Source organism: Streptomyces uncialis (assembly GCF_001905345.1).
GTDB classification, from domain to species: Bacteria; Actinomycetota; Actinomycetes; order Streptomycetales; family Streptomycetaceae; genus Streptomyces; species Streptomyces uncialis.
In genome coordinates this window covers 188339-199945 of sequence record NZ_LFBV01000010.1, presented here as the reverse complement: position 1 = coordinate 199945, position 11607 = coordinate 188339, and the positions used below count along the sequence as shown (strand labels likewise).

7 protein-coding genes are annotated in these 11607 nt (G+C 76.2%); 2 read left to right on the top strand and 5 right to left on the bottom strand.

Features of this window, described 5'->3' with window-relative positions; all coding sequences use genetic code 11:
• Positions 1-119 precede the first annotated feature (119 nt).
• On the top strand, positions 120-563 hold the full coding sequence (locus tag AB852_RS31145) for a hypothetical protein (RefSeq protein ID WP_143201308.1): 444 nt from the start codon (positions 120-122) through the stop codon (positions 561-563).
• A 229-nt stretch (positions 564-792) separates the two neighbouring features.
• Here AB852_RS31145 and AB852_RS31140 read toward each other — a convergent pair whose 3' ends face one another.
• Positions 793-3579 (bottom strand): AfsR/SARP family transcriptional regulator, encoded by a 2787-nt coding sequence (locus tag AB852_RS31140; RefSeq protein WP_073794231.1) that lies wholly within the window; start codon positions 3577-3579, stop codon positions 793-795.
• A gap of 141 nt (positions 3580-3720) precedes the next feature.
• Here AB852_RS31140 and AB852_RS31135 point away from each other — a divergent pair, with 141 nt between their 5' ends.
• Positions 3721-4026 carry a beta-Ig-H3/fasciclin gene (locus AB852_RS31135; RefSeq protein ID WP_073793563.1) on the top strand — a complete coding sequence of 102 codons (306 nt, stop codon included), beginning with the start codon at positions 3721-3723 and terminating at the stop codon, positions 4024-4026.
• A 177-nt stretch (positions 4027-4203) separates the two neighbouring features.
• Here the strand turns inward: AB852_RS31135 and AB852_RS41435 are convergent, their stop codons facing one another.
• The 4 genes from AB852_RS41435 to AB852_RS31115 are packed head-to-tail and all read right to left on the bottom strand — an operon-like array spanning position 4204 to position 11425.
• A complete protein-coding gene (locus AB852_RS41435; RefSeq protein WP_073793562.1) occupies positions 4204-8073 on the bottom strand; it encodes an SAV_2336 N-terminal domain-related protein in 3870 nt (1289 codons plus the stop codon).
• Complete coding sequence (locus AB852_RS31125; protein ID WP_073793561.1) at positions 8063-9106, bottom strand: AAA family ATPase; 1044 nt, start codon at positions 9104-9106, stop codon at positions 8063-8065. The genes AB852_RS41435 and AB852_RS31125 overlap by 11 nt, the downstream gene beginning before the upstream one ends.
• Positions 9107-9149: 43 nt before the next feature.
• Positions 9150-11057 (bottom strand): VMAP-C domain-containing protein, encoded by a 1908-nt coding sequence (locus AB852_RS31120; protein WP_143201307.1) that lies wholly within the window; start codon positions 11055-11057, stop codon positions 9150-9152.
• Entirely contained in the window at positions 11054-11425 is a 372-nt protein-coding gene (locus AB852_RS31115; RefSeq protein ID WP_073794225.1) for a CU044_2847 family protein, read from the bottom strand. Before AB852_RS31115 ends, AB852_RS31120 begins: the two co-directional genes overlap by 4 nt.
• Positions 11426-11607: the final 182 nt, after the last annotated feature.

Genomic DNA, 11607 nt, shown 5'->3' with positions numbered 1-11607 from the left:
CGGAAGACGCGCTCGTCACGATGGCTCAGGGTTCTCCGTGAAGCATGCGCGGAGAAGCCGGCGCCGGGAAAGCAGGGCGTGCTCCATTCGTATGCCCTCATCTCGAAGGGGACATGAAGATGAAGTTCAGGACGGCCACGGTACGGGCGCTCGCCGCTTCGGTGTTCGCTGCGGGAGCGCTCGTCGCGGTGGCGGCCCCTCCGGCCAGCGCGGCGCCCAACGTCACCTTCACGAGCAGGGCCGACCCGCTGGACATGGGTTGGGCGGAGATCGTGATGTACATCAACGGAGATCGCGCGGGGACCGGGCAGTGGGCGGGTGACCCGGGCGACTTCGGCTCCTCCACGGGAGACACCATCATCGCCCGCGACTCGGCCTCCGACGGCTACGGCATCCAGGTGACCCTGGACGGTTCCCGGGTGGCGACGACCCGAGGGCACAACGCCCCCTACACCGACAGGGCCAGCGGGAATCTCCCGGAGGGCAGCAGGCACGACATGCAGGTCTGCGTCGTGAAGGGCAGCTATTCCGCGTGCGGCACGGTCTACGGCGTCAAGGCGTGACCCGGTCCGGTCCGTCGGAGGCGGGAAGGACACACGGGGTCTGAACCCGCCGCGCGTAACGCGCCGCACACCCCTGGGACCACCGGCGGGGACCGGGGTGTCCCGGGGGTGTGCGGCGCGTTACGCGTCGTGTTCTCGGGGAAGGTGTCCGCGGGTACGCGTCGTGTACCCGGTCACCGTGTCCGCTGGACGCGCCCGTCAGCGCGGGCGCGCGGACCCATGCGCGGGGTCAGTCCTGCTGACGGGGGTTCCTCAGTTCGGCCAAGCGCTTCCGTACCGTTTCGGCCTCCGGGTCCCACAGGGCGTCGAACATCGCGGCGGCCCGCCCCCAGACCTCCTCGGCAGCCGCCGGACGGCCGGTCACCAGGTGGGTGTCGCCCAGTCTGACCAGGGTCTCGGCCTCGTGGTAGCGGTCGGCCGAGGACCGGAACAGCGCGATGGCCTCCTCGTAGCAGGCCACCGCCCGGTCGTAGCGCGCCAGATGGTGATAGGCGAATCCCAGGCTGTCCAGGGTGGCGGCCTGGCCGTTGCGGTCGCCCGCCTGCCGCTGGCGGTCGAGCGCGCGGGTGCAGTGGTCGATGGCGGCCGGGTGGTCGCCCTCGGCGGCGTGGAGCCAGCCCATCGCGTTGAGGGTGCGGGCCTCGCCGTCCCGGTTGCCGGAGAGCCCGTACAGCCGCAGCGCCTCGCGCCCGTGCTCCAGCGCCTCCGCCAGCCGGCCGCCCATGTAGCAGAGCTCGACGTAGTTGTGCAGGGTCTGGGCCTGCCCGTTGTGCTCGCCCAGCCGCTCGTACAGCCCGAGGGCCCGGCGCAGCAGCCGCTCGGCGGTGTCCAGGGCGCCGAGCCTGGCCTCGGCGCGGGCGAGCAGCCGGCAGGCCATGGCCTCGCCCACCTCCTCGCCGGACCGCTCGGCGGTGGCCAGCGCGGTCTCCTGGACCGCGCGCTGGTCCTGCCACAGGCCGAGGGGCGCCAGATAGGCGGTGAGCGCCCAGGCCAGCTGCCAGCTGTAGGTCTCGAAGCCGCGCGCCGCGGCCTGCGCCACCGTCCGCAGCAGTACCTGGCGCTCGTCGGCGAACCACCCCAGGGCGGCCTCGGCGTCGCGGGCGCGGTCGCCGCTGTTCGACGGCAGCGGGGGCACGGGCACGACGGCGGGCCACTGCGGCTGCACGAGCACCGCGGCGGCGTGCGCGCGGTGCAGACAGTGGTCGTAGAACCGTTCCCGCGCCTGGAGCACACCGGCGGACGGTTCGGTGGTGCGGACCAGCGCGGACGCGTATGTCCGCAGCAGATCGTGGAACAGATAGCGGCCGGGCCGGTGTTCGGTCAGCAGATGCAGCCGGGTCAGCTCCCGCAGCAGGGGCCTGACGGAGTGCGCCGGGGCACCGGCCAGCGCGGCGGCGGCGTCCAGGGTCAGATCGGGTCCCGGGTGCAGTCCGAGCAGCCGGAACAGCCGGGCCGCCTCCTCGGTCAGGGCCAGATACGACCAGGACAGCACCCGCTGCGCGTCACCGTCCTCCAGTACGTCCAGCAGGGCCCCGCTGGGGCGGAGTTCGGCGGCGAAGGCGTGCAGGGGGAACGCCGGGTGGTTCGCCACGCGGGCGGCGACGACGGCGAGGGCGAGGGGCAGCCGTCCGGTCAGGGTCACGATGTCGGCGGCGGCGTCCGGTTCGGCCTCCACCCGCGGGCCCACCCGGCGGGCCAGCATCCGGGCCGACTCCGTCGCGCTCAGCACATCGAGGGTCAGTGACCGGGCCCCCTCGGACGTCACCAGCCCCGCCAGCCGGTTCCGGCTGGTGACGACCACCACGCTGTTCCCGGCGCCGGGGAGCAGCGGCCGGACATGGGCGGAGTCCCGGGCGTTGTCCAGCACCACCAGCATCCGGCGGGTGGCCAGCAGACTGCGGAACAGGCCCGCGCGGGCCTGTGTGCCGGAGGGTATCCGGGCCTGCGGTACGCCGAGCGCCTGGACGAAGCCCTGGAGGGCGTCGGACGCGGACACCACCCCGCTCTCGTCGTACCCCCGCAGATCCACATGGAGCTGCCCGTCGGGGAACCGGTCGGCGACCCGGTGGGCCCAGTGCAGCGCGAGTGTCGTCTTGCCGACGCCGGCCATCCCCGAGACGGCGGTGATCACGACACCCGGCGTCTCGCCGTCCGCGCGGTGGAGACCGGCGTCGAGCGCGGCGAGGGCCTCCTCCCGGCCGACGAAGTCGGGTGTGATGAGGGGGAGCTGGCGGGGCCGGGGCGGGGGTGGCGGGGAGTCGCCGACGGTGGCGGTCGACCGCTGCTTGAGGATGTCCGCGTGCAAGCGCGTCAGCTCGGGGCCGGGTTCCAGACCGGTCTCCCGTACCAGCGTGTCACGCACCTCGCGGTACGCCTCCAGGGCGCCCCCCACATCGCCCACCCGGTACAGACCGAGCATCAGATGGCCCCAGGCCCGCTGCCGTGACGGATGGGACGCCACCAGTTTCCGCATCCGCAGGACCGCCTGCGACAGATCGCCCTCCGCGAGCAGCGCCTGGGCGTGGTCCTCCTCGGTGTGGCACCGGCGTTCCTCCAGACCGGTCGCCCAGGACTCCAGGACGTCCGGCAGCACGAGCCCTTCGAGGACCCGGCCGCGCCAGACGGCGAGCGCCCTCGACAGCTCCTCGCGGGCCAGGGAGGGGTCATCGGCGGCCAGGGCGCGGCGGCCCCGGAACGCGGCCTCGTCGAAGCGTTCCACGTCCGTCCCGCCCGGTGGGACACGGAGCAGGTAGCCGCCCCGGGTGTGCGGCATACCGTCCCAGGAGCCGTCGCCGCCCAGGGCGCCGCGCAGCCCCCGCGCGTAGGTCCGCAGATTGGCGGCGGCGGACGCTGGCGGGTCCTCGCCCCACAGGGCGGCCACCAGCACACCGGTCGGCACCGTCCGCGAGGGGCGGCTGAGCAGGGTGGCCAGCAGCAGGCGCTGCTTGATGGAGCCCAGGGCGAGGTGCCGGCCGTCGAGGGTGACCTCCAGGGGGCCGAGGAGAGCGAAGCGCACCGTCACCAACCATGTCGCGAGAAGCGGGGCCCGTGACACGGGCCGTCCGAAGCCGAGTTGTGCGGACGTCGTGCGCACATTGTGCGCGCGTCAGCCTAACCTCCGGGCTGTTGTGAACAACCTCCAGGCAAGGAGTACTTGATGCTTACCTCCCGGAAGGCCGCCCAGGCCGCCGTGACCGCGGTCGCTCTCGTCGGTTCGCTGGCGGTCTCGGCGCCGCCCGCGGCGGCGGCGACCACGGCCCCGTCCTGCATAGGCCGCATGGTCACGGAGACCACCAACGGCTTCGACGTCCTGCTCAGCAACAACTGCTCCGGCACCCGTTCGGTGCGGGTCGTGGTGTCCCTGGCCCCGGACAGCCGCTGCTACAAGCTGGCGCGCGGCGCGAGCGACCTGTACATCTACACCGGGGTCCTCGGAAACTACGACCGTACGGTGAACTGCTGACGGACCGCACGGACCGCCGAAGCGTCGGCCGCGGGGGTGCCTGACGACGACGTGCGGGCCGTACCGCGCCCCGGGCGGCGGCACACCGGGTGAGGGCGGGGTGAACCCCGGGGCGGACATGGGGCGTGCGGGCGTCCGCCCCGGGGCCCCGTGACCGGTCCGTGTGACCCGGCCCGGTCAGCGGGAACGGGCCGGGGGCGGGCCGGTGAGCAGGGCGTAGGAGCAGACCGGGCCGCGTACGCCTCTGCGGTACAGGGGGCGGAACACCGCCTGGGGCGGTACCGGGGCGGTGGCCAGGGACTCCTCGTGGAAGCGGGACACGGCGACGAGGACGCGGGCGCCCGCGTCCCGCAGCCGGTCCCCGAGGACGGACCGCAGGGCCGACTCGGAGCGCGCGGGGGAGTCGGCCAGGGAGTCCTCGTGCAGGAAACTCACCAGGAGCGGCGGCAGCTCCGCCGCCGCCAGCGCGCCGGGCAGCTCCAGGACGACCGCGGGCAGCAGCGCCAGCGCGGGGCCGCCCGGCGGGACCGCCATCACGTACCCGGTCGGCGTGGACCGCAGCCCGCCGGGGCGCCGGGTCAGCCCGGCGAGGACCCGGTGCAGGGACTCCCGCACCGCCGGGGCCAGCGGGGCGCGGGGCGCGATGTCGAAGGAGACGTCGAACGCCACGGACGACACCGGATGCCGGGCCGGGCCCCCGTTCCCCTCCCGCGTCCGGGTCCCCGGGGCCCACGGGCCGGAGTCCGTCCCCGGGCCGTCCGCCGCGGCCTCCCGGGCGTCCGCCACCTCCCGGTGCAGCGCGTCCATCGCCGGACCCGGCCGCCCGCCGGCCGCCCGCAGCCCGTCGTACACCTCCAACGCCTCGTCGTGGCGCCCCAGTTCGTACAGGGCCCGCATCCGCAGGGCCCGCAGTCCCACATGCTCCGGGTGTTCGCGGACCCGGGCGGCGAGGTCGTCGGCCACATCGGCGAACCGGCGCTGCTCCAGGTCCAGTTCGGCGAGGGTGGTGAGGAGTTCCAGCCGCAGCGCGGTCAGCCGCTCGCGGTGGGCCGCCGCGCCCGGCCCGGGGACCCCGTCCAGCGGGGTGCCCTGCCAGAGCTGGAGGGCCGTGCGGATCGCCCGGGACGCCCGCGCCGGGTCGCCGTCGCCGCGCAGGTTCCGCGCCTCGGCCGCCAGGGAGTCCAGGTCCAGCAGGTCCACCTGGTCCGGGCTGATGTGCAGGGCGTAGCCGTCGGGCAGCCGGGCGACCGTGCAGGGGCCCAGGGCCCGCCGCAGCCGGGACACATGCTCGCTCAGGACCGCGCTGGCATGCGCGGGCCGCTCCGCGGGGTCCCACACCTTCTCGACGAGCCGGTCGTGCGTCACGGTACGGCCGTGCCGCAGCAGCAACTGGACGAGCACGGCCAGCCGTTCACCGCCCGTGGCCGAGTCCACCAGCACCTGCTCGGAGTTCCTGGTCAGCCGGACGGGACGGGGTCCGCCCGCGGGGTCCGGCGGAGGGGCGCCGGTGCGCCACACCTGGACCGGGCCGAGCAGCCGGTAGCGCAGATACGGCGCCGATCTGCGGGCGTGGCCGCGCAGTTCGGGGTTCCGCAGCCCGTTCAGGGCCTGGGCGGCGTCGTCGGCGGAGCCGTGCAGCAGGGCCGTGAGCGCCTCGGACACCGGGGCGCGCAGCGGCTGGGGCAGCCGGTTCAGGTTCCGTGGCGTCGGGTGCGCCTCCGCGGTGGACGAGGACGACGCGAGGAACGCCAGCGCCGACCCCAGCCGCCGCAGATCCTCCCGCCGCCGGTCGGGGCCCGGTGCGCGGTCGAGCTCGAAGAGGGTCAGCCGCGGCGTCCCGTCGGGGAGGACGACCACGCTGTGCGTGCCGACGGAACCGTGCACCACCCCATGGCGGCCCAGCGCGTCCAGCGCGGCGGCGAGCCCCGCCGCCACGGAGACGAACAGCCGGGCGGGGAGCACGAACCCCTGCGGCGCGGCGAGCGCGTTCAGCGGGATGCCGTCCAGGTGCTCCATGGCGATGAACCGCGCGGCGCCGTGCCGTCCCGAGCCGAGGACACGGACGATGTTCGGGTCGCGCAGTTCCCGCAGCAGCCGGACCGTACGCTCGAAATGGGCGGCGTCCTCCGGCTCGCCGACGGAGAACGCCTGTATCACCACGGTCCGGTCCGCCACCGGGTCCCCGGCCAGCCACAGCCCGCCGCCCGGCCGGATCGGGTGCTCCAGCCGGTATCGGCCACCGACCACCACACCGGTGTCGAAGTACGGGGCGTGCGCGGGCGGGCCGTCCTCTTCCGGGTCCGGCCCCGGGTCCGTCACCGCTGCCGGTTCCGCCGGTCCCGCCGTCTCCACGGCCTCCCAGGACAGGAGGTCCGAGGGCCGCGGTGACCCCTCGTCCGGGGCCGGGCGCGGGGCCGGGGGGCGTCCTGCGTACCGCAGGCTGTCCGCGCCGACCGTGGCGACCGGTGGGCCGCCGGGCGCGCCCCCGGCGGCGGCGTCCGGTACCGCGACCTCCATCGGGAAGCCGCCGGGCACCGTGCCCGCGCCCGCGTCGATCAGGGCGCCGACCCGGGCCAGCAGCGCCTCGGTACGGCTGCGGGTGGAGCGGGGCAGCGAGCGCAGCAGCACCTCACGTACCCCGGGCCGGAAGGCGTACCAGCCGGAGGGCCGGGCCCCGCCGGTGAGCATCCCGCTGAGGACCACCTCCGCCAGATGCTGCGGGCTGGGACGCGCCTCGGTCGCCGCCTGGACGAGCCGCATCACCGGCAGCCTCGGGGTGCCGAGCGCGAGGTGCCCGGCGAGCCGGAACGCCTCCGGCGAAGCCGTCGCGCGGAACCGGGCGACGAGATCGGTGGCGGACAGGTTCCGCGCGTCGTCCCGCGCGGGATCGTCCGTGGCGACGGGCACCGGCCGGTGGTGGAGCCGGGCCGCGGCCCCCGGCTCCCGGGTGCCGCCGGGCCCGGCGATCAGCGCCGACCAGTGGCCCAGCCAGCCGGGCCCCACTTCGAGCACGGGCAGCGCGACCGGGGCGGGGCCCGGCCGGGGCACCCCGTCGGGCGCGACGGGGTCGTACGGGGTGAACACCAGCGCCGAGTTGGGGGCGGCGGGCGCGGGCGACGACAGCCGGCCCGGGGCCGCCGGGAGCGCGGTGGCCCGCCACAGCCGCTCGGGCAGCGGCTGGAGCACGGCGACGGGCATCCGGTCGGCCCACCGGCGCAGGGTGCCGTACCAGCGGACCCCGGCGGGGCCGTCCCACCACTGGGGGCCCACACAGTCGCTGAACAGCAGGGTCACGGTCCGTCCGTCGGCGAGCGCGGGCACCGGTCCGCCGCGCGGCCCGCGTACCGTTCCGTCGGCGTCCGCGCGGTACACCTCCACCGTGCGGAACACCCCTGACCGTTCCAGCACGGTCCGCAGCTCCCGTACCAGCGGACGCCACAGCGGCATCGTCGGCCCGGTGTCATGGACGAGATGGAGCCGCAGCCAGCGCTCACGCGCCGGGCGCAGCACCGGCAGCCAGGAGCGTGGACCCGGTCCGAGGCGCGCGATCCGGTCGGCGGTCGCCTCCTCGTCCAGCTCCCGGCCGTGCGGGGCGGGCACCTTGCGGGCCAGCGGACGAAGCGCCCGCTGGAGGGCGAGCGGCCGGGCCAGCATCGGCGGCGCGGGCACCAGCAGCGCGGCCCGCCCGACCGGATCGGGGCGGTCCGCCACGGGGGGCCGCGGCGCGGGCCCGGGGAGATGGACGACGGCCCGCTCCCGTCCGGTGCCCGGCTCCGGCGGTGGCGGCCCGTCCCGGCCGGTCCCGGGGCCGCCGGTCCGCTCGTCGCCGTCGGGGCCGTCGCTGTCGCCGTCGTCGGGGCCGGGGTCCGGGCCGGGGAGCTGCGGGACGACGGGAGTCCCGGGCCGGCCGCCGGGAGCGCACCGGCCCGCCAGCCACAGGAGTTCGGCGAGTTCGGTGGGCGTCGGCGCGGTGCCCCGCGCGGCGTCGGTGAGGACGGCCGCCAGCCGGGCGACGGGCGACGGGAGGGGACCGGACTCAGTAGGCATCGTCGTCGCTGTCCGGGGTGCGGCTCAGATACGGCATCAGCTGTTCGGCGAGCGCGTCCCGGGACACCCCGGTCAGCCCCGCCGTCCCGGTCAGATAGATCGCGTTGAGCAACTGGTCCGTCGCGAGGCCCCCGCTGTCCGCCCGCTCCAGGAACCGGGAGATCAGGGTCCGCGCGTAGGCGTCCGGTTCCCCCAGGTGCGCGGTGACGATCCGGTCCAGCTGGGCGCCGTCCGGCCGCCGCAGCCGCAGCGACAGACAGCGCCGCAGGAACGCGGGCGGGAACTCCCGCTCCCCGTTGCTGGTCAGCACCACGAACGGGAACGCCCGGCAGCGCACCGCGCCGCCCGTGACGGCCACCCGGTCCCGGCCGCCGTCCACCATCACCTCCGCCCGGGGGGTGCGTCGGGCCGCCCGGACCAGCTCGGGGATCTGGTACTGGCCCTCCTCCAGCACATTGAGCAGGTCGTTCGGCAGATCCAGGTCGCTCTTGTCGATCTCGTCGATCAGCAGCACCCGGGGCCGCCGGTAGGGCAGCAGGGCGGTACCGAGCGGACCGAGCCGCAGATGGTCCTGGAGCTCCTCGCCGTCGTCCTGCGCGCCGGTCGCCGGTTCGCCGCCCGCCCGCGCCGCCGACTCCCGGGCCGCGTACAGCCGGGACAGCGCGTCGTACTGGTACAGCCCGTCGTGCAGGGTGGAACGGCTGGTGATGTTCCAGCGCAGCACCGGCCCCAGCCGCAGCTCCCGGGCGACCGCGTACGCGAGCGACGACTTGCCGCTGCCGGGCGGACCGGTCACCAGCAGCGGACGCCGCAGATACAGCGCCGCGTTGACCAGGTCCACGCTCCGCGGCGGCGCCTGGTACGTCCGGGCCCGGTGGGCGCGGTCCGGGGACGCGGCGGCCGTGTCCTCGTCCGGGGCGGGTGTCTCCAGCGGGGGACCGCCGTCGAAGGCCCGCCACGGCGGCGGCGCGGGCAGCGCGTCGATACCGTCGTGCGGCTCGTTCGTACCGGTGTAGACGGGCCACAGGGACATGAGCCGGACTCCTCGGGTCTGCGGACGGGGCGGATCGGCGGGGTCAGCCGACGGGTGACGCGGCATGGCCGGGGGGTTCGGGGAAGCAGCGCGGGTCCTCCCACAACAGGGTCAGATCCCTGGCCCAGTGGCTTCCCGGGTCGTCGGACAGATACACGACGCTGCGCAGCGCACGGATGTGCGACGGCAGCTCCGCCGGTGGCAGCCGGGCCACATAGGCGGTCAGCTCGTCCAGGAACTCCCTCCCCGCGCAGGGCTCCCCGTCGCCGTGCCGGCCGTCGCAGCCGGTGCGCGGCCACAGCAGCACCGGTACGGAGCCGTTCAGCCCGGCCGCGAACAGCCGTTTCATCCGGGGGGACGTGGGCGGCGCGGTGAACCCCATCATCTGGCCGTCCTCCCAGAGCCGGACGGTGAGCCTGCCCTGGTCCTCCGCGCTGCCGCACTCCACCCGGTACAGCTCGGCGCGCTCCCGGGCGTCCAGCCGCTCCCACTTGCGCAGCAGCTCATGCCGGCGCCCGCCCTGCCTGCGCCGTTCCCGGTCCAGCACCACCAGCGGGTACAGACAGCCCAGCGGGCTCGGGTCACCGGCGCCCCGGGGCCAGCGGTCCACCGGCTCGTTGAGCAGGGCGCGCGGTACGACGAACGCGATCAGGACCGGCGCGCCGTGCGGCAGTTCGTGGAACGCCTCGTCCACGCGCTCGGCGACGTACCGGGGCAGCGCGCGTTTGGCGAGGGTGCGGGCGCCGACCACCCGGCGGTGCCCGTCCCGGTACGCGGACACCTGCGCCAGGTACTGGCCGCCGCCGGAGCCGGAGCGCTCCAGCTCCACGACGATGGGCGACCAGGCGGGCGCGGGCCGCTCCCCGGGAACGCCGCCGGAGGGACGCTCCCGGTACGCACCGCCGGAGGGTGCCGGGACGGCCGGGTGCGGGGGTGGCGGGTACGCCGTGGGTGCGGGGGGCGTGACGGGGGCCGTGGGGGGTGCGGCGGGGGGCGGGGGGCCGCCGCGGGCGGCCCATCTGCGCAGCCCGTACCGCACCTCCGGGTCGGACACGAAGTCGGCGAGCCGGTCCGCGAACCGGGCGGGCGCCGCCGGGTCGTCGACCTCCGACAGCAGGTACCAGACGACGTCCCACAGCGCGGGGAACCCGCCCGGCGGCAGCGGCGGTCCGCCCACCGGGTCGACGGACTCGGCGTAGAGCCGGTCCGGCACGCACTCGGGGCCGTCCGCCCCGGCGGCCGTCACCAGCCGCCGCAGGGTCTCCTTGTCGGCCCGCCCGAACCCCCGGGTCGGGATCAGCTCGGTGAGCCGGGCCCAGTAGCGCGCCAGCACCGCCACGGGCAGCATCCGGCCGCCGCGCGCCGGGCCGCCCCGGTCCGCCGAGGTCACCATCCCCACGGCCCGGCCGGTGTCGGCGAGGACCGCCGCGGCCCCGCTGAACCCGGGGGCGATCGGCCGGCCGTGCCCGGTCCACGGCTCCAGCTGCACCCATTCGTCGCTGATCCGCTGGGTGGCGGTGGCCCGGTACTCGGCGAGCACGCCCTCGTCGAAGCGGGCCGGGAAGCCGTACACGAGGAGTCTGCGCGGCGGGTCGCCGTAGCCGTCGCCGGGCGCCGCGAACTCGACCGGGGCCAGGGACACCGTCCGCTCCAGTTCCAGTACCGCGACGTCCCCGGTGTCCAGATCGCCGCCGCCCCAGCCGCCGTGCGCCACCACCCGGGCCGCGACGCCGCCGAGCGGGCGCGCGTGCGGGAACGTCACCGTGACGTCCGCGCCGGTGTGCCGCTCGCGGACGACATGGGCGCAGGTCAGCACCTCCCGCTCGGAGACGAGGAAGCCCGCGCCGACCTCGCCGCCGCAGTCCACCCGGGCGTGCCAGGAGGCCGCGGCCGGGAGCCCGGCCGGCGGGACCCGGACCCCGGTGCCCGCGCCGGGACCGTCCGCCGTCATGATCCGGCGGTCGGCTCCGGGGACGGGACGGCCCCGGCCGCCGGGTCCGCGCCGCCGGGCGACCAGGTCAGCCGGACCGTCAGATGGCCCTCGGCGGAACCCTTCACGATCACCGCGCCGCTCTCGGCGGTGAGCTTCACGCCGAACTCGATCTCCACGGAGTCCGGACCGAGTGTCCCGTCCCGGAACACCCGCAGCGCGGCCTCGGCCGCCGCCCGCGCCCCGTCCAGGGACGACTCGAAGGTCCGGGCGGCCTGCGCGGGGCCGCCGCCCCGCGACACCGGCCGGGAGCCGCCCCGGTCCGCGTCGTCCGTGCCGACGAGGACTGCCGCGCCGCCCTCGGTCCTGAACTCCACCAGCTCGTCCACACGACCCCCGTGCCAGCCCGCACCGTACAGATCCGTACCGGCCGCGCGGGGGGCGGGAGCCCAGGCGGTCCCGGCGAAGCACATTGTCCCCGAAGGGAGTTGCCGCTGTCAGGGGAAACGCCGCAACACGCGCGGGGGCGCCGCCTCCCCGTGGGACCGGGGGAGACGGCGCCCGCGCGCCT